The sequence below is a fragment of the Rhizobium sp. PAMB 3182 genome (assembly GCF_052908355.1).
On sequence record NZ_CM128607.1, the window covers coordinates 2,182,242 to 2,202,582 of the forward strand.

At 61.6% G+C, this 20,341-nt stretch carries 14 protein-coding genes; 8 read left to right on the forward strand and 6 right to left on the reverse strand.

Annotated elements, in window-relative coordinates; genetic code table 11:
- The first annotated feature begins 12 nt into the window (after positions 1-12).
- Complete coding sequence (locus ACU5AZ_RS10720; RefSeq protein ID WP_446822372.1) at positions 13-894, forward strand: ParB/RepB/Spo0J family partition protein; 882 nt, start codon at positions 13-15, stop codon at positions 892-894.
- A 13-nt stretch (positions 895-907) separates the two neighbouring features.
- On the opposite strand, the gene holA is transcribed toward ACU5AZ_RS10720, so the two are convergent.
- The 3 genes from holA to leuS are packed head-to-tail and all read right to left on the reverse strand — an operon-like array spanning position 908 to position 5,102.
- Positions 908-1,948 (reverse strand): DNA polymerase III subunit delta, encoded by a 1,041-nt coding sequence (gene holA / locus ACU5AZ_RS10725; protein ID WP_446822373.1) that lies wholly within the window; start codon positions 1,946-1,948, stop codon positions 908-910.
- A 3-nt stretch (positions 1,949-1,951) separates the two neighbouring features.
- Complete coding sequence (lptE, locus tag ACU5AZ_RS10730; RefSeq protein ID WP_446822374.1) at positions 1,952-2,482, reverse strand: LPS assembly lipoprotein LptE; 531 nt, start codon at positions 2,480-2,482, stop codon at positions 1,952-1,954.
- Positions 2,472-5,102 carry a leucine--tRNA ligase gene (leuS, locus tag ACU5AZ_RS10735; RefSeq protein WP_446822375.1) on the reverse strand — a complete coding sequence of 877 codons (2,631 nt, stop codon included), beginning with the start codon at positions 5,100-5,102 and terminating at the stop codon, positions 2,472-2,474. Before leuS ends, lptE begins: the two co-directional genes overlap by 11 nt.
- Before the next feature lie 193 nt (positions 5,103-5,295).
- Here leuS and ACU5AZ_RS10740 point away from each other — a divergent pair, with 193 nt between their 5' ends.
- Positions 5,296-5,955, forward strand: coding sequence for a YggS family pyridoxal phosphate-dependent enzyme (locus ACU5AZ_RS10740; protein WP_446822376.1), 660 nt, complete (start codon positions 5,296-5,298; stop codon positions 5,953-5,955).
- Between the two features lie 140 nt (positions 5,956-6,095).
- Entirely contained in the window at positions 6,096-8,009 is a 1,914-nt protein-coding gene (locus ACU5AZ_RS10745; protein WP_446822377.1) for a propionyl-CoA synthetase, read from the forward strand.
- Positions 8,010-8,066: 57 nt separating this feature from the next.
- Here the strand turns inward: ACU5AZ_RS10745 and ACU5AZ_RS10750 are convergent, their stop codons facing one another.
- Positions 8,067-8,768 (reverse strand): DUF1013 domain-containing protein, encoded by a 702-nt coding sequence (locus tag ACU5AZ_RS10750; RefSeq protein ID WP_446822378.1) that lies wholly within the window; start codon positions 8,766-8,768, stop codon positions 8,067-8,069.
- A 216-nt stretch (positions 8,769-8,984) separates the two neighbouring features.
- Between ACU5AZ_RS10750 and acs the strand changes: the two genes are divergently transcribed.
- Positions 8,985-10,943 (forward strand): acetate--CoA ligase, encoded by a 1,959-nt coding sequence (gene acs / locus ACU5AZ_RS10755; protein WP_446822379.1) that lies wholly within the window; start codon positions 8,985-8,987, stop codon positions 10,941-10,943.
- A gap of 87 nt (positions 10,944-11,030) precedes the next feature.
- Here acs and ACU5AZ_RS10760 read toward each other — a convergent pair whose 3' ends face one another.
- Positions 11,031-12,545 carry an aldehyde dehydrogenase (NADP(+)) gene (locus tag ACU5AZ_RS10760; protein ID WP_446822380.1) on the reverse strand — a complete coding sequence of 505 codons (1,515 nt, stop codon included), beginning with the start codon at positions 12,543-12,545 and terminating at the stop codon, positions 11,031-11,033.
- A gap of 854 nt (positions 12,546-13,399) precedes the next feature.
- Here ACU5AZ_RS10760 and ACU5AZ_RS10765 point away from each other — a divergent pair.
- Positions 13,400-15,721 carry a methyl-accepting chemotaxis protein gene (locus tag ACU5AZ_RS10765; RefSeq protein ID WP_446822381.1) on the forward strand — a complete coding sequence of 774 codons (2,322 nt, stop codon included), beginning with the start codon at positions 13,400-13,402 and terminating at the stop codon, positions 15,719-15,721.
- Between the two features lie 79 nt (positions 15,722-15,800).
- Here ACU5AZ_RS10765 and ACU5AZ_RS10770 read toward each other — a convergent pair whose 3' ends face one another.
- A complete protein-coding gene (locus ACU5AZ_RS10770; RefSeq protein ID WP_446822382.1) occupies positions 15,801-16,022 on the reverse strand; it encodes a DUF1674 domain-containing protein in 222 nt (73 codons plus the stop codon).
- Between the two features lie 127 nt (positions 16,023-16,149).
- On the opposite strand from ACU5AZ_RS10770, the gene htpX reads away from it, so the two are divergent.
- The 3 genes from htpX (at position 16,150) to ACU5AZ_RS10785 (ending at position 20,324) form a co-directional block, all read left to right on the forward strand.
- A complete protein-coding gene (htpX, locus tag ACU5AZ_RS10775) occupies positions 16,150-17,112 on the forward strand; it encodes a zinc metalloprotease HtpX (protein ID WP_446822383.1) in 963 nt (320 codons plus the stop codon).
- On the forward strand, positions 17,103-18,509 hold the full coding sequence (locus ACU5AZ_RS10780; RefSeq protein WP_446822384.1) for an RsmB/NOP family class I SAM-dependent RNA methyltransferase: 1,407 nt from the start codon (positions 17,103-17,105) through the stop codon (positions 18,507-18,509). Before htpX ends, ACU5AZ_RS10780 begins: the two co-directional genes overlap by 10 nt.
- Before the next feature lie 138 nt (positions 18,510-18,647).
- A complete protein-coding gene (locus ACU5AZ_RS10785) occupies positions 18,648-20,324 on the forward strand; it encodes a heparinase II/III family protein (protein ID WP_446822385.1) in 1,677 nt (558 codons plus the stop codon).
- The last annotated feature ends 17 nt before the right edge of the window (positions 20,325-20,341 follow it).

The window sequence follows — 20,341 nt, forward strand, 5'->3', positions numbered from 1 at the left end:
GTGAGCACTGACATGAATGATGACGTATCGAAACGCCGGCTGGGCCGCGGGCTTGCCGCCCTGATCGGAGAGATGGACCAGCCGCTGACAGCCGCGCAGCCGGCGAAGACGGTGAACCCGGACCGAATGATTCCGATCGAGTTCATTGCGCGCAATCCGCGCAATCCGCGGCGCTATTTCGATGACGAGGAGTTGCAGGATCTCGCCTCCTCAATCCGTCAGCATGGCATCGTACAGCCGGTTGTCGTTCGCACGATCGGCGAGAACAATTACGAGATCATCGCCGGCGAACGGCGCTGGCGGGCAGCGCAGCTGGCCGGTTTCGTCGAAATTCCGGTCATCATCCGTGATGTGGACGATCGCACGGCCCTGGAGATCGCTATTGTCGAGAACGTCCAGCGCGCCGATCTCAATCCGCTGGAAGAAGCCCTGGGATACGAGCAGTTGATCGCCGATCACGGCTACACGCAGAACAATCTGGGTGAAATCATCGGCAAGAGCCGGAGCCACGTGGCCAACAGCCTTCGGCTGCTAAAGCTGCCCGAACCGGTGCGTGACATGGTTGCCGCGGGCAGTCTTTCCGCCGGTCATGCCCGCGCCTTGGTCTCCACATCCGATCCTGAGACGCTGGCGAAAGCGATCGTTGCCAAGGGCATGTCGGTTCGTGACGCCGAAAAGCTCGCCCAGAAGGATATTCGCGGGCCCGGCCTTACTTCCTCATCGTCTGTTCAGGCGCCGAAGGATTCCGACACGCTCGCGCTCGAACGCACGCTTAGCGACACGCTTGGCCTTGATGTCACGATCAACCACAAGGGTGAGAGCGGCCAGGTGCGCATTGCGTACAGGAGCCTGGAACAACTTGAGGAAATCTGCCGGCTGCTGGAGAAGCGTTAGTATCCTCTAACGTTTATCTGAGCCGGCGTTTGGCCTGCAAGGCTGTTGAAAGCAGTGTTTGCCGGGCGATGCTGTCCTCGAGCGCTGGTCGCTGGCGCGATTGCAGGATCGCGGCGTTGATCCGGTTCGTTTCCCGGCCGATATCCGCCGAAGTCCAGGCCGCAAGCGCGCGTTCGATGATCGGTTTGCGCCGGAAGTGAAGATGACGGCCGCGGTTCTGCATGACCTTGGCGAGTGGCGCATTATCGGCTTCCATCTCTCCCCGCATCAGGTCCATGAGCTGGAATGTTCTGAGGCAGCTTTGCAGGACGAGAAACATCGGCGTTTTCGAAGTGGCGATCTTCTCAATGGCTGCCAAGAAGCTCTCGGTATTGCCGGCAAGAACAGCGTCCACCGCGTCGTCGGCGGAGATCGCGCTGGCATCGCCGATGATTTCGCGGATATGATGCTCCTCGATCATGCCGTCCTGGCGGCAATAGAGGCAGAGTTTCTCGAGTTCGCCACGCGATGCGCGCCTGTCGCCGCCGAGGAGCGTCGTCAGCAGCGATCGGGCGTTCGGAGCGATGCGGAGTCCATGCGCTCCCAAAACCTCGTCTATGAGCCCGCTGACGGCCCTCGCATCGTCACTGTAGCAGGGAATGGAGAGAATGTGCCGGCTACCGGCCGCGGTCTTGCGCAGCGAGGACGTCTTTTTCAGGTCGCTCTGCTCGATGACGACGAAGCAGGCTTCCGGTGGCGTTTCGGCGAGGATCTGCAGCGGTCCGGACAATTGCTTCTCGCCGGAGCCGCCGCGTATCCAGATCAGCCGCTCGCCGCCGAACAGGCCGATGGAGTTGACCTCGTCCAGAAGACGGCCGCTGTCGCCCTGCAGGTCGCTAACGTCAAGGCGTACGAGCGAAAACGGATCGTCGAGGGCCACCCCGGTCCTACGGGCGATCTCTTCGGCTCTTTCGCTTACCAAACCGCCGTCCGGGCCAAAGACCAGAAAGACCCGTGATTCAAGCGGACTTCTCTGAATGAGACGATCAAACTCGAATGCCTTGATTTCCGTCATCGGCTACATGGGCTGCTGCGAGAGCGTCACCAGCAGATCCGCACGGATCATTTCGGCCAGTTCCTTGGCCGCGCGATTCTCGGCGTCGCGTCCCGCACGGATCTTGGCAAATTGCTGCGACGAGTAATCGACGAGTGCGGTCGCCTTCCGGCTTGCGGCACGCAGGACCTCGCCGTCGGAGAGTCTGGTCAAGGTGTAGTCACCGGTCACGACAACGCGTCCAGCGTTGGCCGTATCCGAAGAACTGTCAATGAGAACGCCCTGGCTCTTCGTGTTGATCTTGAGATTCAACTCGTAAGCCGGATTCGCCGGCTCGCCGGCGCCACCGGACATGAGGAAGATCAATCGGTTGCGAACTTCGAGCCCGACACGATCGCCTGCTTGCGATATGCCGACGGATGCGAGTTCCGCCGGCACCTTGCCTTGCTGGGAATAAAGCGGCTGGACCTGGCAGCCGGCCGATGTCAGAGCGAGGCCAAGCGTTGCGGCAACGACGAGCCGGCGAAGGATGCTGGATTTCGACTTATACGACAATGTTGACGATCCTTTGCGGCACCACGATGATCTTCTTCGGCGGCTGACCGTTCAGGTGATGCTGGACCTGGTCGAGGGCCAGAACGGCTTCCTTGACGGCATCTTGATCGGCATCGCGCGCGATTGTCAATTCCGCTCTCTTCTTGCCGTTGACCTGAATGGGCAGCACGATTTCGTTGTCGGCGACCAGAGCCTCGTCATAGGCCGGCCAGCCGGTTTCCGAAATCAATGTCTCATTGCCGAGAGCCGACCAGCATTCCTCGGCCAGATGCGGTGTCATCGGGGCGATCATGTGGATGAGAAGCTCGATTGCGTCGCGCGCAGCGGCCTTGTCCTCGTTGCTCCCCTCGCCTTTCGCCAGCGCGGCAAATGGTCCTGCCATGGCGTTGACGAGTTCGTAGATGCGGGCGACGGCCTTGTTGAACGCGAGCTTGTCGTAGTCGCCCTGCACCGCCTTAAGCGTCTTGTGCGCTGCTTGCGAAACTGAAAGGAAAGCACCTTCCTTAGCCGGATTCGCCTCAACAGATCGCAGCAGATCGACCGTTTCCGAGATGATGCGCCAGACGCGTTGCACAAACCGATGCGCGCCTTCGACGCCGGCTTCGGACCAAATCACGTCGCGGTCCGGCGGAGAATCCGACAAGACGAAGAAGCGGGCCGTATCGGCGCCGTAGGAGGCGATGATGTCGTCCGGATCGACGACGTTCTTCTTCGACTTCGACATCTTCTCGATCGAGCCGATCTTGATCTCCTCGCCGGAGGACATCAGGACGGCCCGACGGTTTCCGTCGGTTTCCTCGATGCGAATATCGGCCGGAGAGAGCCATTCGCGGGCGGCACCCTCGCCGCGGCTATAGGTTTCGTGCACGACCATGCCCTGCGTGAACAGACCCTTGAAGGGTTCATCCAGGTCGACATGGCCCGTCGCCTTCATGGCCCGGGTGAAGAAGCGCGAATAGAGAAGATGTAGGATCGCGTGCTCGATCCCGCCGATGTACTGGTCGACCGGCAGCCAGCGGTTGGCGACAGCCGGATCGGTCGGCGCGTCTTCCCACGGGGCGGTGAAGCGGGTGTAATACCAGCTCGAATCGACAAACGTATCCATCGTGTCGGTCTCGCGGCGGGCATCCTTGCCACAAACCGGGCAGGCCACATGGCGCCAGGTCGGATGGCGATCCAGCGGATTGCCGGGCAAATCGAAGCTCACATCGTCGGGAAGCTTGACCGGCAGGTCCTTCTTCGGCACCGGAACCACACCGCAATCGTCGCAATGGATGACCGGGATCGGGCAACCCCAGTAGCGCTGGCGGGAGATACCCCAGTCGCGCAGGCGGAAATTGACCTTGCGCTCGCCTTGCGGCTGGTTGCCGAGAGACTGGCTGGAGAGCTTTTCGGCAACGGCCTGGAATGCGTCCGAAGTCGTCATGCCGTCGAGGAAACGGGAATTGATCATGACGCCGTCGTCGACATAGGCCGTGTCACCGACCGTAAAGCTTGCAGCATCGCCGTCCGCCGGCATGACGACCGGTACGACCGGCAGGCCGTACTTGCGGGCGAAATCCAGGTCGCGCTGGTCGCCGGAGGGGCAGCCGAAAATGGCGCCCGTGCCGTATTCCATCAAAACGAAATTGGCCACGTAGACCGGCAGTTCCCAGTTCGGGTCCAGTGGATGCCGGACGCGAATGCCGGTCTCGATGCCCTTCTTCTCTGCCGTTTCCAACGCCGCCAGGGACGTCCCTGCCCGGCGGCATTCCTCGCAGAATGCGGCAATCTCGGCATTTTTCTCAGCCGCGGCCTTGGCCAGCGGATGATCGGCGGCAATCGCCAGGAAGGACGCGCCGAACAGGGTGTCGGGCCTGGTCGTATAGACGGTCACTTCGCTCATGCCGTCGGGCGCAGTCTCGCCGACGATCTCCCAGCGGACGGTCATGCCCTCGGAGCGGCCGATCCAGTTCTTCTGCATCAGGCGCACTTTTTCCGGCCACTGGTCGAGTGTGTCCAGCGAATCCAGCAGGTCCTGCGAAAAGTCGGTGATCTTGAAGAACCACTGCGTCAGTTCGCGCTGCTCGACCAGGGCGCCGGAGCGCCAGCCGCGACCGTCGATCACCTGTTCATTGGCAAGCACCGTCTGGTCTTCCGGATCCCAGTTGACCTTCGACTGGCGGCGATAGACCAGGCCATGCTCGAGGAAGTCCAGGAACAGATGCTGCTGGCGCTGGTAGTATTCGACGTCGCAGGTCGCGAATTCCCGCGACCAGTCGAGGGACAGGCCCATGGATTTCAGCTGGCCGCGCATGGTGGCGATGTTTTCGTAGGTCCATTCCTTGGGATGGACCTTGTTCTTCATGGCGGCATTTTCGGCAGGCATGCCGAAGGCGTCCCAGCCCATCGGGTGCAGAACGTTGTAGCCCCGGGCGCGCTTGTAGCGTGCCACCACGTCGCCCATCGCATAGTTGCGGACATGGCCCATGTGGATGCGCCCGGACGGGTAGGGGAACATTTCCAATACGTAATATTTTTCGCGGGGATCGCCGTTGTCGGTCTCGAAGACCTTGTCTTCGGTCCACTTTTTCTGCCAGCGGGGCTCGGCGTCACGCGGATTATATCGTTCGTTGGCCATGGTCTTTCAGAATTCCGGAAATCAGGGAGAATTGGGGCTGACCTTCACCACGAAACCGCTGGAGCGTCAAGTTCGGCGGCGGCGGGCGCAAGGCAAAAGCGCCGCGCTGCGGGCAAAATTTGCCGGCGTCGGCTTGGCAATGAAGGTCTGGAAGGCTACTTGGCGATACATGGTGCAAAAGGACGCAATGACAATGGTTCTCGCAGATCGTCTCGCTGAAGTTCTCAACAATGTCGCCGGAACCGCAAAGCGCGCGGGGCGGGCCGAGGACAGTGTGACACTGGTCGCGGTGTCGAAGACATTTGATGCCGACACCATCAGGCTGGCGATTGCCGCCGGCCAGCGGGTCTTCGGCGAAAACCGTGTCCAGGAAGCACAGTCGAAATGGCCGGAGCTGAAGCAGGAGACCGGTGGCATCGAATTGCACCTGATCGGGCCGCTGCAGTCCAACAAGGCGGCGGACGCCGTGGCTCTGTTCGATGTGATCGAGACGGTGGACCGGGAGAAGATCGCCCGGGCGCTTGCTGCCGAAATCGAGCGCCAGGACCGGACGCTTCGCCTCTATGTCCAGGTCAATACGGGGCTCGAGCCGCAGAAGGCGGGAATTGCGCCCGATGACGCGGTTGCCTTCGTCGACTTCTGCCGCAACGAGCTGAAACTTCCCATCGAGGGCCTGATGTGTATTCCGCCGGCCGGGGAAAACCCCGGTCCGCACTTCGCGCTGCTGCAGAAGCTGGCTGGCGAAGCGGGCCTTTCAAAGCTTTCCATGGGCATGTCCGGCGACTACCAGACGGCGGTCGAGTTCGGCGCGACGAGCGTTCGGGTGGGGTCGGCGATCTTCGGCGAGCGTTGAAACTGACTTTCGTCAAACCTTTTAATTTTTATCGCGGATGCACCCGCGTTCCTGCGTTTTAGCGCTTTCGAATTGATTCGGATTTTCCTATCTTTTCCCATGAGGAGCGCATGCGAACGCATGTGTAATGGGAGGAGAGCATGGCAGACAACTACAAGGCGGCCTATGCCGGATGGCAGGCCGATCCGATCGGCTTTTGGAAAAATGCCGCAGAGTCCATCGATTGGTCGGTCTTTCCGCAGACGATCTTCGATCCGGCGATGGGCACCTATGGACGGTGGTTTCCCGGCGGCATCACCAACACCTGCTACAATTGCATCGACAGGCACGTCATTGCCGGCAACGGCCAGCAGGCGGCGCTGATCTATGAGAGCGCCATCACCGGGCGGGATCGCGTCTATACTTACCAACAGCTGTTCGAATCGGTGAACGCCTGCGCCAGCGTTCTGAAGGATTTCGGCGTCACAAAGGGCGACCGGGTGATCATCTACATGCCGATGATCCCCGAGGCCGTCTTCGCCATGCTGGCCTGTGCGAGGATCGGGGCCGTGCACTCCGTCGTGTTCGGCGGGTTCGCGGCCCATGAACTGGCCAAACGCATCGAGGACAGCGGAGCGCGGATCGTCATATCGGCGAGCTGCGGGCTGGAGCCGAACCGGACGGTGCCCTACAAGCCGCTCCTCGATCACGCAATCGAAATTTCGAAGGTCAAGCCCGATCATTGCCTGATTGTCCAGCGACCGGAGTTGAAGGCCGATCTCCTGGACGGCCGTGACCATGATCTCCGCGCCCTGATCGAGGTCGCGCTGGAAAAGGGCGCCCGCGTCGATTGCGAGCCGGTCGATGCGACGGATCCCCTTTACGTCCTCTATACCTCGGGAACGACCGGACAGCCGAAAGGTGTCGTGCGTGACAATGGCGGGCACATGGTGGCGCTGATGTGGTCGATGCGAAACATCTACGGTGTTTCACCGGGTGAGGCCTACTGGGCCGCCTCGGACATCGGCTGGGTGGTCGGACATTCCTACATCGTCTATGCGCCGCTCCTGAACGGCAATGCCACGATCCTGTTCGAGGGCAAGCCGATCGGCACGCCCGATGCCGGGGTCTTCTGGCGGGTGATCAACAAGCACAATGTCAGGGTGCTGTTCACGGCGCCGACGGCCTTCCGGGCCATCCGCAAGGAGGATCCGAACGGCGACTTCATCGCCGAAAACCCGATGCCAGGCCTGCGGGCGCTCTTCCTCGCCGGCGAACGCGCGGATCCGGACACGCTCAAATGGGCGGAAGAGAAGCTCAAGGTGCCCGTCATCGACCATTGGTGGCAGACGGAAACCGGCTGGCCGATCGCCGGCAACCCGATCGGGCTCGATCTGCTGCCAGTCAAGCACGGATCGCCGGCGGTCGCCATGCCGGGCTATGATCTGCAGGTGCTCGACGATGCCGGTCATCCGGTGCCGAACGGCACGCTCGGCAATGTCGTGGTCAAGCTGCCGCTGCCGCCTGGCTGCCTGCCAACGTTCTGGAATGCGGATGAGCGCTTCCACAGCTCATGCCTCGACGAGTTTCCCGGCTATTACAAGACGTCGGATGCCGGTTATCTCGACGAGGACGGCTACATCTTCATCATGTCGCGCACCGATGACATCGTGAATGTCGCCGGGCACCGTCTGTCGACCGGGGCGATGGAGGAAGTCTGCGCCATGCATGCGGATGTCGCCGAATGCGCGGTGATCGGCATTGCCGATCCGATCAAGGGCCAGGTGCCTTGCGGCTTCCTGGTGCTCAACAATGGCGTCGATCGCGACCCCAAGGAGCTGGAGCGCGAGATCGTTGCCCTCATCCGCGAGGAAATCGGCCCGGTTGCCGCCTTCAAGATGGCGATCCAGGTCAAGCGGTTGCCCAAGACGCGATCGGGGAAGATCCTGAGAGGCACCATGCAGAAGATCGCCGACGGCATGCCGTGGACCATGCCGGCGACAATCGAGGACCCGGCGGTTCTCGAAGAAATCACCGAAGCGATCAGGTCTCACTCGGCGCAGCATGCGGCATGAATGAAAAAAGGCCCCGCGAGGGGCCTTTTATCGTCTGAATGATCGTCCGTGCTGAAATCAGCGGAAATCGTCTTCGTCGTCCTCGACCGTGTCCGACTTCAGCGACTTGAGCTTGGCGAAGACGGCGTCTGCGTCGATTTCCTTTTCCTCTTCTTCGGCATAGTTCGAAGAGAAGTTTTCGGTCTCGCGCGCGGATTCGAGTGTCGCACCCATTTCGGCGGCGGTCGGCAGCGGCCGGCCCTTCGATGCTTTCTCGACTTCCATGTCGAGATCGATCTGGCTGCAGAGGCCAAGCGTCACCGGGTCCATCGGTGTCAGGTTGGCGGAATTCCAGTGCGAGCGGTCACGGATCTGCTCGATTGTCGACTTGGTGGTGCCGACCAGGCGCGAAATCTGCGCGTCCTTCAGTTCCGGATGGTTGCGGACGAGCCAGAGGATGGCGTTCGGGCGATCCTGGCGCTTGGAAACCGGCGTGTAACGGGGGCCGCGGCGCTTCGATTCCGGAACCCGGACCTTCGGTTCGGCGAGCTTCAGCTTGTAGGCGGTGTCCTTTTCCGCCCGCGCTATTTCGTCGCGGGAGAGCTGGCCAGTCGAGATCGGATCGAGTCCCTTGATGCCCTGTGCGGATTCACCGTCGGCAATGGCTTTCACTTCCAGAGGATGCAGTTTGCAGAACTGGGCAATCTGTTCGAATGACAGGGATGTGTTGTCAACGAGCCAGACGGCGGTCGCCTTCGGCATCAGCAGTTGTTGAGCCATAGATAAAGTCCTTCTGTCCGTCCGCTCCGGGGGCGCGGGCCGTGGGTCAAACCACAATTTCCGGGATTTTCGCGCCTTCTATAAACGCAATGTGTCATAAATGCAATTCTTTCGAATGCGAATTGCTGACGCTTGATTGCCTTGTTTATTTCAGTTCTTATCTTGCCAGAACAAGTGGGACGGGAGGACGTCCTGTCATGCACACGGGAGGAGATTATGTCGGTGAAAACCTATCCGGTTACGAAGGCGGTCAAGGATCGCGCGCTGATCGATAACGACCGCTATCAGAAATGGTACCAGGAAAGCATTGAGGAGCCCGAGAAGTTCTGGGACAAGCACGGGCGCCGGATCGACTGGTTCAAGCCCTATACAAAGGTGAAGAACACGTCGTTCAAGGGCAAGGTGCCGATCAAGTGGTTCGAGGACGGCATAACCAATGTCTCCTATAACTGCATCGACCGTCATCTGAAGACGCATGGCGACCGGACCGCCATCATCTGGGAAGGCGACAACCCCTACATCGACAAGAAGATCACCTATAACGAGCTTTACGAGCACGTCTGCCGCATGGCGAACGTTCTGAAGAAGCACGGCGTGAAGAAGGGTGACCGCGTCACGATCTACATGCCGATGATTCCGGAAGCGGCCTATGCGATGCTGGCCTGTGCCCGCATCGGCGCCATTCACTCGGTGGTCTTCGCCGGCTTCTCTCCTGAAGCGCTTGCCGGTCGTCTGGTCGACTGTGAGTCGACCTTTATCATCACCTGCGACGAGGGCCTGCGTGGCCGCAAGCCGATTGCTCTCAAGGAGAACACCGATACCGCGATCGACATTGCTGCCAAGCAGTATGTCATCGTCAACAAGGTGCTCGTCGTTCGCCGTACCGGCGGCAAGGTCGGCTGGGCGCCTGGCCGTGATATCTGGTATCACGAGGAAATCCACACCGTTAAGGCTGACTGCCCGCCGGCCAAGATGAAGGCGGAGGATCCGCTCTTCATTCTCTATACATCCGGCTCGACCGGCAAGCCGAAGGGCGTGCTGCATACCACGGGCGGCTACCTTGTCTACGCCTCGATGACGCATGAATATGTCTTCGACTATCACGACGGGGACATCTACTGGTGTACGGCCGACGTCGGCTGGGTCACCGGGCATTCCTACATCGTCTACGGGCCGCTATCGAACTGTGCGACGACGCTGATGTTCGAGGGCGTGCCGACCTTCCCGGATGCCGGCCGCTTCTGGGAAATCGTCGACAAGCACAAGGTCAATATCTTCTACACGGCGCCGACTGCCATCCGCTCGCTGATGGGCGCCGGCGACGAATTCGTCAAGCGGTCCGACCGCTCGACGCTGCGGCTGCTCGGCTCGGTCGGCGAGCCGATCAATCCGGAAGCCTGGGAATGGTATCACCGCGTCGTTGGCGACGAGCGCTGCCCGATCGTCGACACCTGGTGGCAGACGGAAACCGGCGGCATCATGATCACGCCGCTGCCGGGCGCGACAGACACCAAGCCGGGCTCCGCGACGCGTCCCTTCTTCGGCATCAAGCCGGAGCTGGTCGATAATGAAGGCAACCTGCTCGAAGGTGCGACGGACGGCAATCTCTGCATTGCCGACAGCTGGCCGGGACAGGCCCGTTCGGTCTACGGCGACCACCATCGCTTCATCCAGACGTATTTCTCGACTTACAAGGGCAAGTACTTCACGGGTGATGGCTGCCGCCGTGACGAGGACGGCTATTACTGGATCACCGGCCGCGTTGACGACGTGCTCAACGTTTCAGGCCACCGTCTGGGCACGGCCGAAGTGGAATCGGCGCTGGTTTCGCATCACAAGGTGTCGGAAGCCGCCGTCGTCGGCTATCCGCATCCGGTCAAGGGGCAGGGCATCTATTGCTATGTCACGCTGATGTCCGGCGAAGACCCGTCCGACGCACTCAAGGCGGACCTGATCAAGCATGTCCGCAGTGAAATCGGACCGATCGCCTCTCCGGACAAGATCCAGTTCGCGCCGGGGCTGCCGAAGACCCGTTCGGGCAAGATCATGCGCCGCATCCTGCGCAAGATCGCCGAGGACGATTTCGGTGCGCTCGGAGATACCTCGACGCTGGCCGATCCCGGCGTTGTCGACGATCTGATTGCCAACCGGCAGAACAAGGCCGCTGCCGCCTGACGCTGCAGCGCCAAGCGCAGTGAAAAAGCCCTCCCGCGGAAACGCAGGAGGGCTTTTGTCTGATTTGGCTTACTAAGTGACCTGCGATCAGGCGAAGTCTGCCGGCAGGATATCGGCCGGAATGTTCTGGTAGCAGACCGGGCGCAGGAAGCGGCGGATCGACAGCGTGCCGACAGAGGTGGCACCAAAGTTCGTCGATGCCGGGTACGGACCGCCATGGACCATCGAGTCGCAGACTTCGACACCGGTTGGGAAGCCGTTGGCCAGGACACGGCCGGCCTTGCGTTCCAGGATCGGCAGCAGCTTGCGGGCGAATTCGCTGTCACCGGCGTCGAGATGCAGCGTCGTGGTCAGCTGGCCTTCGAGCTTGCGGGCAATCAGCAGCATGTCTTCGGCCGTGTCGGCGAGGACGATCAGGCCGAGCGGGCCGAACACTTCTTCGCCGAGCTCATGGTTTTCCAGCCAGGACTTGGCGTCCGTCTGGAAAAGATACGGTGCGGCATCGCGGTTGTTGCACATGGAGGTCAGAAGGGACTGGACAGCCGTGTTGCCTTCGATGCGGCGGGCGCCGCTGCGATAGGCTTCGGCGATGCCGTCCGTCAGCATGGTCTGCGGCGCGACCGCGGCAAGACCTTCCTTGGCGTCGGCGATGAAGGCATCTGCCTGTGGCCCCTTCACCAGAACGGCGATGCCGGGATTGGTGCAGAACTGGCCGGCGCCCATGGTCAGCGATCCGACCCAGCCCTTGGCAATCGCGCTGCCGCGCGCCGAAAGTGCTTCCGGCAGGATGAACATCGGGTTGACCGAGCCCAGTTCGCCGAAGAAGGGGATCGGTTCCGGACGCGATGCGCAGAGATCGAAGAGTGCGCGACCGCCACCGAGGCTGCCGGTGAAGCCGACGGCCTTGATCAGGGGATGCTGGACGAGCGACTGGCCGACTTCGCGGCTGCCGCCCTGGATCACCGAGAAGACGCCCGGATGGATGCCGCTGGCCTTGACGGCGGCCAGACCGGCCTCGGCGACGATTTCGCCGGTGCCGGGATGGGCGGAATGGCCCTTGACCACGACCGGGCAACCGGCGGCGAGTGCCGCTGCCGTGTCGCCACCCGCGACGGAGAAGGCAAGCGGGAAGTTGGACGCGCCGAAGACGGCGACCGGGCCGATCGGACGCTGCATCATCCGCAGTTCCGGGCGCGGCAGGGGCTGGCGATCCGGGAGCGCCGCATCGTGGCGGCGGTCGAGATAGTCGCCCTTTTCGATATGGCTGGCGAACAGGCGCAGCTGGCCGGTGGTGCGGCCGCGCTCGCCCTGAAGGCGTGCCTCGGGGAGTCCCGTTTCCTGGCTGCCAATCTCGGTGATCGCCTCGGCACGGGCCTCGATCTCGTCGGCGAACTTGTTGAGGAAGGCTGCACGTTCGGCACGGCTTGAATAGCCGAAGCTCCAGAATGCCTCTTCAGCGGCCTTGGCGGCCTTGTCGACCTGAGCCGGTGTTCCGGCCGAGAATGTATGGCTGGGGCCGTGGGCAGGCGAGGAGTCGAACGTCGTGTCGCTTGCGACCCATTCTCCGGCGATAAGGTGTTTGCCGTGTGGTTTGAAAGTCATGGATACCCTCCTCTCAGGCGCGAGATGCTGTTGGGACAAGTCGTTGTTTGATCTTCGAGCATCACTGACGAAGGTGCGCCCGGGTGAAGATGTCTAAGCGAGCTGGTCTGCTGTTTGCGGCAATGAACTAGCACAAATAGTTCTGTCGCCCATAAAAAAAAGCAGGCAGCGCCGGATTTTGACGGTCGGGGCCCGGATATGCGGAGCTTTGGCTGTCGATCAGGGCCGGAGCCTGTCTGGTCGTTGCCTGTGACCGACGTGGATGGCCGCGCGGCTCGTGGGAAGTGGCGAAACTGGTACCGCCACCGTCATCATTCCAGCTTTGCGAAAGGAATGCTGTCTAGGACAGAAACCGGACGGTCGCCTGGCAAGGAACAACCGTCCGGCAGAACCGGCAAGCCGGCTCGAAGACAGGTTCGGAATCCCGGACATTCATTGTCCGCGCCGGATACAGCGATCCGGCATGAGGCGTTCTGCCTTAAGGATTTCGGCCTGTGCATGCCGACGAATGACTGCCCCCGGGCATTGCCCAGCTATCGAGGCAGGGAAAAAGGGGCGAATCATGGGCCGGCGCTATAAATTTGGTCCTTGCCTAATTCCATGTCCAGACACGGCGACCGTTTCCCATGGGCAAAATCCCGCTCGCAATGCCGGACCACCCGGCAGGCCCGGGAATCGCTTCAAATTTTATTAATCGAAAATGCGTAAGACTGAGCGTCGATGATGATCTCTCTGGGTCATCTGCCGGCCTGCGCGCCGCCATCTAGCTCCATGAAGGGGCGCTTTCAATCAATGATGCCATATGCCGGCGCGCGTTCCCCACGCGCGGCCATGATTTCAATGCGAGAGGCTCCATGCGGAATTTTGCCCAGCGGTCCATTGCCGCAAAACTGATCCTTGTGACGGGATCGACAATTGCTCTCCTTCTTCTCATTTCGAACTTCTTCCTCATTTCGCAGACCGGCGACCGGGTGCAGCATCTGGCTCTTGACCAGGCGCAGGCCGAAGCGAAGGCGATCGCGATGAGCATTGCCGCGGATGTCGGCGAGATTTCCAGCGCCGCCCGCTCAATGGCCGGTGTCATTGGCCACACGCATGCCGGCAAACTTCTCGACCGCAAGGGAACGATCAATATTCTCAGAGCCAACCTGGAGCAGAACCCGTTCGCCTTCGGCAGTTGGATGGCGGAGGCGCCGAACGCTTTTGACGGTCAGCAGGCCGAGTTCAAGGGCAAGACCGAGTTCGGCGGCAATGCGGATGGAGCATTCTCGCCTTACTGGTCGAAAGATCGAAACGGCAACATACAGTTCGGCACCTTTGCCGTGGACTACAATGCGGAATGGTACGCCGCGGCGGCCAAGAGCCTCAAAGGCGCGATCACCAAGCCCTACCTGGCCGAAGGAACCGACGTCCCGACGATCATGAGCTCGATCGCCTATCCGGTGATGTCCGGCGGCAAGCTGATCGGCGTCTCCGGCGCCGATATTTCGCTCGCCTCCCTTTCGCAGAAGCTCGGCGCCATGAAGCCGTTCGGCACGGGCCGGGTCATGCTTCTGTCCCAGGATCTGAAATGGCTGGTCGGCCCGACCTCGGACGCGATGATGAAGGAGTTCGACGGGCAGAATCCGGAACTGATGAAGGCAGCCCTTTCCGACGCCAAGCCTGGTGAGATCGACAACATCGCCGACGCCGATGGCGAGAGCTACAGCCGGCTCATCTATCCCTTCGATCTTCCTGGCGTGAATGCACGTTGGGTCGTCCTGGTCGATATTCCAAGCGCTGTCGTCGCCGAGCAGGTCGACGCACAGACCAAGTTGATGATCGCCGGTGGTCTCGTCGTTCTTCTCGCCGCACTCGGCGGCCTCTATCTCGCTGTCCGCCGCTTCGTGCAGAAGCCGATGGCGAGCCTGGTCAGCGATGTTGCCAATCTCAGCCGCGGTGACTACACCACGCCGGTGTCCGGACAGGACCGGGCGGATGAAACCGGCGCTGTCGCCAGTGCGCTGGAAGGTTTCCGGCACAAGCTGGCGGATGCCGTGCGGCTCGAAGGCGTGGCCAACGAGCAGCGCCAGCTGACCGAAGCCGAAAAGGCCAAGGCGGAACAGGAGCGCAACGCCGCGGCGGCGATCCAGCAGGACGTCGTCTCCCGTCTCGCTGACGGTCTGTCGCAGCTCGCCGCCGGCAACCTGACCTACCGCCTGCAAGGCGATTTCCCCGGGGATTACGCGAAGCTCAAGGCGGACTTCAATTCAACTGTCGAAAGCCTCGAGGAAACCATCCAGACACTGTCGGGTTCTGTCAGCAGCATAGGCAACGGCACGCACGAGATCTCGCAAAGCGCCAACGATCTGTCGCAGCGAACGGAAAAGCAGGCTGCCAGCCTGGAAGAAACCGCCGCAGCGCTCGACCAGCTGACCTCGCAGGTCAATTCCAGTGCCGAGAACGCACGGCATGCGGCAAGTTCCGTCGACAAGGCGAATGCCGATGCCGGCAAGTCGGGCGAGATCGTGCAGAAGGCTATTGCCGCCATGCACGGCATCGAACAGTCCTCGCAGGAGGTCAGCCGCATCATCGGCGTGATCGACGAGATCGCGTTCCAGACCAACCTTCTGGCGTTGAACGCAGGCGTCGAGGCCGCTCGTGCCGGCGAGGCGGGCAAGGGCTTCGCCGTGGTCGCGCAGGAAGTGCGCGAGCTCGCCCAGCGTTCGGCCAATGCGGCCAAGGAGATCAAGGCACTGATCAATGCCTCGGAAACGCAGGTCGGCGAAGGCGTGGATCTCGTCGGCAAGACCGGCCGCGCACTGGAAAACATTGCCCAGCAGGTTCTACAGATCAACGGCCTGATTCAGCAGATTTCCGGCTCCGCCTCCGAGCAGGCCGTCGGCCTGAAGGAGATCAATGCTGCCGTCAACCAGATGGATCAGGTCACGCAACAGAATGCCGCGATGGTGGAAGAAACGACTGCGGCTAGCGCTGCGCTGAACGATGAAGCCAAGGTGCTGCAGTCGCTGGTCGCTCGCTTCCGCACCGGCGGCAGCGCTGCGCATTCTGCCGCGACACGCTACACTCCGCCGGTCAGCCAGCCAGCGCGCAGCGAAGTGAAGGCACCTGTCCGGCGCATGCCGGCGGTTTCCGGAAATACTGCGATCTCCCAGGACGACTGGGAAGAATTCTGATCCAGGATAGCACCGCACGCAACAAAGGCGGCGCCTGATGGCGCCGCCTTTTTCACGTCTGGCCCGAAGCGGCCCGTTGTCAGAAATCGATGGCCCGGCCCTTGATTTCCCAGTCACCGAAACGTGCCGGGTCGGGACCGCCGCGCCCGCCGATCTCTCGCGGCATGGCGGCTTTCTCCGCGGCCTTCCGGCGTTCCTCGGCTTCCTTCAGCGCCCTCAAGGCCGCCGGGGGCAGGTCAGGCTTCCGATCTCCGGCGTCACTGTTGTCGTTTGCCAGGTCTGGCGAATTTTTCTCTTCCATCGTCTTTTCTTACCGCTTCGCAATTGACTGGCATATTGATATCGCCCGGGGCGATCGCCACTTCATCGATGAACCATATTATAGGCCAATGCGTTCTCATGCCAATGGAAGGACAGGAGACAGGACAATGAACCTCGTTAGGACTGCAATGCTGCTGGCGTTCATGACGGCGCTGTTCATGGGCGTGGGCTACCTGATCGGCGGCCAGAGCGGCATGCTGATCGCGCTGGTGATTGCGGCGGGCATGAATTTCTTCTCCTACTGGAATTCCGACCGGATGGTGCTCTCCGCCTACCATGCGCAAGAGATCGACGAGGCCAATGCGCCTGAGTTCCATGCCATCATTCGCCGGCTGTCGCAGAATGCCGGGCTTCCGATGCCGAAGGTCTATCTCTACGAAAGCCCGCAACCGAACGCCTTTGCCACCGGCCGCAATCCCGAGAATGCGGCTGTCGCCGCATCGACCGGCTTGCTCAACAGGCTGTCTCCGGAGGAGGTTTCGGCCGTCATGGCGCATGAACTGGCGCACGTCCAGCATCGCGACACCCTGACGATGACAATCACCGCGACGCTTGCCGGTGCGATATCCATGCTCGGGAACTTCGCCTTCTTCTTCGGTGATCGGCGGGACAGCAACAATCCCTTCGGTTTTGTCGGTGTGCTCGTCGCCATGATCGTCGCGCCGCTGGCGGCTATGCTGGTGCAGATGGCAATCAGCCGGACGCGTGAATACGAGGCGGACCGGCGTGGCGCCGAAATCTGCGGCAATCCGCTCTGGCTCGCCTCGGCGCTGGCAAAGATCGCCGGAGCGGCCGAGACGACGCCGAACATGGACGCGGAGCGCAACCCGGCAACCGCGCACATGTTCATCATCAATCCGCTCTCCGGGGAGCGGATGGACAATCTCTTCTCGACCCACCCGAACACGGAAAACCGGATCGCGGCGCTGCAACAGATGGCAGCGAGCGGTGAGATGAACCACTCGACGGAGACTGTCGCCCCTGCTAAGCCGACCCGCAAGGCGCGCTCGGTTCCTGCTGCGGGATGGGGACGCGGTGACAATCAACCGCCGAAAGGTCCGTGGTCTTGAATGAACGCGTAAGCAGGAAAAAACAGAACAGGCGCAACAATCCCAGTGGCGAGACCGGTAAGGCGGCTATCGAGCGGGAGCAGAAGCCTGGCCTTGAAGCACGCGCTGCCGCGGCCAAGTTGCTCGGCGCGGTCGTCGACCGCAAGACCTCACTCGACGGCATGCTGGATGCCGAGGGCGGCAATCCCGCCTACAAGGCGCTCAGCGCTGCCGACCAGGCACTGGTCAGGGCTATCCTGACGACGGCGCTTCGCCATCTGCCGCGGATCGACGCGGCACTTTCCATGCTCATCGATAATCCGCTGCCCGAGGGTGCGCGTTCGCTCTACCACCTGCTGGCCGTCGGGGCTGCTCAGATCCTCTATCTCGATATTCCGGACCATTCGGCGGTGGATATCGCCGTCGAACTCGCCACCCGTGACCCTCGCAGCCGACGTTTCGCGAAGCTTGCCAATGCCGTCCTGCGCAACATGTCGCGCAGGAAGCCGGACATCCTGCGAGAGACTGCGTCCATTTCGGTGATTCCGGAATGGTTCATGGACAGGCTGGTTGCCGATTACGGCAAGGAGACGGCGCAAAAAATCGCCGAATCCCATAATCAGCCGGCTGCGATCGACCTGACGGTAAAATCGGACCCTGCCGGCTGGGCGGAGCGGCTTGGCGGCCGGGTGCTGGTGACCGGCAGCGTGCGTCTGGGTGCGGCAGCTGGCTTCATTCCCGATCTCCCCGGGTTTGCCGAGGGAGAATGGTGGGTGCAGGATGCTGCGGCCAGCATTCCCGCGCGGCTGTTCGGGGACATCCGTGGCCAGCGCGTGGCGGATCTCTGCGCGGCGCCGGGCGGCAAGACCGCACAGCTGGTCCTTGCCGGCGCCGAAGTGACCGCGGTCGAAAAATCCCGCAGCCGGCTGGCCCGGCTTCGCTCCAATCTGGAGCGGCTTGGCCTCCGCGCCGAGCTCGTCGAGGCAGACGCAGCCGATTACCAGCCTGAGGCGCTCTTCGATGCCGTGCTCCTCGATGCGCCTTGCTCCTCGACGGGAACGGCAAGGCGGCATCCGGATGTCTTCTGGACGAAGACTGAGGCCGACATCGAGAAGCTTGCGGGTGTGCAGCAGCGACTGCTACGGCATGCCGCCGGGCTGATTCGGGTCGGCGGCACCATCGTTTTTTCCAACTGCTCGCTCGACAAGGCCGAGGGAGAGGCGATGATCGAGAAAATATTGAGTGAAATAAACGGCTTGGAGCGCGTGCCGATTCAGGCCCAAGATTGGCCCGATTTTGCATATCTGATTTCTGGTAAAGGAGAGATCAGAACTACTCCCGATATGCAGGTCAGTGCCGAAGGTAACGCCTTCGGACTGGACGGCTTTTTTGCGTGTATTCTCAAGCGGCGCTCTTGAGATAACCTGTTATTTCTTTTCCAATACTCTGCTGATATTGATGGGGCGCGAATCGTTTTGAGCCCCACCAAGGCCACGTGACTCCTCCGTGGCGCGATCGCTTAGGACTATGCGGAGACTTTGGAATTGACCGGTAGGATGTCGGATCGACGTCACAAGCTTCAACTGTATGGACGCGAGACCCTCCGCAGGGCCCGTCGGCGGTTGGCTTTGCTCGGACGGATGTTGGGCGGCAGCGGGCCGACCGGCGACCGTCTGCTTGTGGCACCGACGGACCTGAGAGCGATCGATTCCTTTGCCGGAAACGAGGTCCTGAACGGGCGATTCGCCTTGGCAGGCTATCTTTTCGATGCCGGCGGCAAGTCGCCGTTCCGTCAGCCGTTGCCTTCCGAAGGATTCGCCGTTCAGCTGCAGTCCTTTTCCTGGCTGCGGCATGTCAGGGCTGACCGCAGCGACGAGGCCTGTGCCAACGTGCGGCGCATCATCGATGACTGGATAGCCGCCAACGGCCGCTACAAGTCCGGCCCCGCCTGGCGCGACGAGGTCGTCGCCCGCCGGGTGACGGCGTGGTTGTCGCATTCGCCGGTCATTCTTCAGGGCGCGGAGCAGGGCTTCTACAAGCGCTTCATGAAGGCGCTGAACGCCCAGATCACCTTTCTCCAGGCAATATCGAAGACGGTGCCCGACGGGGAGAACCGCCTGCTGGTAAAGATCGCGCTGGCGATGATGTCGATCTGCGTTCCAATTCGGGGACGGGTGGTGGCAAGGGCGAGCCGGGATCTCGACCGCGAACTGGAACGCCAGATTCTTGCCGACGGAGGCCATATTTCGCGTAATCCGCGGGCGACGCTCGATCTGCTGATTGATCTCCTGCCGCTTCGCCAGACCTATCTCAATCTCGGCCTGGAAGTGCCGTCGAAGCTGATCCCGGCGATCGACCGCATCTATCCGGCGCTGCGCTTCTTCCGCCACCAGAACGGCGAACTCGCGCTCTTCAACGGTGCCACGGTGACGCCGGCCAACGAACTCGTATCGGTGCTGCGCTATGATGAAACGGCCGGACAGCCGTTCAAGGCGCTGCCGCATATGGGGTTTCATCGTATGGCGGGCGGCGCGACCACGGTGATCGTCGACACCGGCCATCCGCAGTCTCCCGACCTTTCCAGGGAGGCGCATGCCGGCTGCCTGTCGTTTGAAATGTCGTCGGGCGGCTATCGCTACATCGTCAATGCCGGGCGTCCGGAACTGCCGCAGGAAGACCTGCAGCAGGCGGCGAGGATGACGGCAGCGCATAGCGCGGTGACCCTCAACGACAGCTCGCATGCGGAATTCTCGCATTCCGACTATCTCGGTCCGATCTTCCTGAACGGCGTCACGTCGGTGGAGGTCGAGCGCAAGCAGACCAAGGCCGGCCATGACAGCCTCGCTGCGGTCCATGACGGTTACCTGCCGTCGTTCGGGCTGCTCTGCGGCCGCGAGCTGATGATGAATGCCGAGGGAACGGCCATTGGCGGACGCGACCGGTTCTTTCCGCCGGAAGGTGGTCCGATCGATCCGCAGGAAGGCCATTATGCGGTTGCGCGCTTCCACATTCACCCGGCGATCGTGGCCGAGCAGAAGTCGGCGGATACGGTGCTGCTGAATGCGCCGAATGGAGAGACCTGGCGGTTCTATTCCTTCGGCAATGACATCGTGCTGGCCGAGAGCATCTATTTCGCCGATACCACCGGCATTCGCGGCACCGAACAGATCGAAATCGGCTTTGATCTCGGCCAGACGCCGGAAATCCGCTGGGAAATTAGCCGGATTCGCTAGGATTCGGCAGAGATCGC

What these genes read in the sequence shown, in the direction of transcription:
- leuS (WP_446822375.1), bottom strand. Translation starts at nt 5,102, where the DNA reads ATGGCCAACGAACGATATAATCCGCGTGACGCCGAGCCCCGCTGGCAG.
- ACU5AZ_RS10740 (WP_446822376.1), top strand. Translation starts at nt 5,296, where the DNA reads ATGGTTCTCGCAGATCGTCTCGCTGAAGTTCTCAACAATGTCGCCGGA.
- ACU5AZ_RS10770 (WP_446822382.1), bottom strand. Translation starts at nt 16,022, where the DNA reads ATGGAAGAGAAAAATTCGCCAGACCTGGCAAACGACAACAGTGACGCC.
- ACU5AZ_RS10745 (WP_446822377.1), top strand. Translation starts at nt 6,096, where the DNA reads ATGGCAGACAACTACAAGGCGGCCTATGCCGGATGGCAGGCCGATCCG.
- acs (WP_446822379.1), top strand. Translation starts at nt 8,985, where the DNA reads ATGTCGGTGAAAACCTATCCGGTTACGAAGGCGGTCAAGGATCGCGCG.
- holA (WP_446822373.1), bottom strand. Translation starts at nt 1,948, where the DNA reads ATGACGGAAATCAAGGCATTCGAGTTTGATCGTCTCATTCAGAGAAGT.
- ACU5AZ_RS10785 (WP_446822385.1), top strand. Translation starts at nt 18,648, where the DNA reads ATGTCGGATCGACGTCACAAGCTTCAACTGTATGGACGCGAGACCCTC.
- ACU5AZ_RS10720 (WP_446822372.1), top strand. Translation starts at nt 13, where the DNA reads ATGAATGATGACGTATCGAAACGCCGGCTGGGCCGCGGGCTTGCCGCC.
- ACU5AZ_RS10765 (WP_446822381.1), top strand. Translation starts at nt 13,400, where the DNA reads ATGCGGAATTTTGCCCAGCGGTCCATTGCCGCAAAACTGATCCTTGTG.
- ACU5AZ_RS10760 (WP_446822380.1), bottom strand. Translation starts at nt 12,545, where the DNA reads ATGACTTTCAAACCACACGGCAAACACCTTATCGCCGGAGAATGGGTC.
- ACU5AZ_RS10750 (WP_446822378.1), bottom strand. Translation starts at nt 8,768, where the DNA reads ATGGCTCAACAACTGCTGATGCCGAAGGCGACCGCCGTCTGGCTCGTT.
- htpX (WP_446822383.1), top strand. Translation starts at nt 16,150, where the DNA reads ATGAACCTCGTTAGGACTGCAATGCTGCTGGCGTTCATGACGGCGCTG.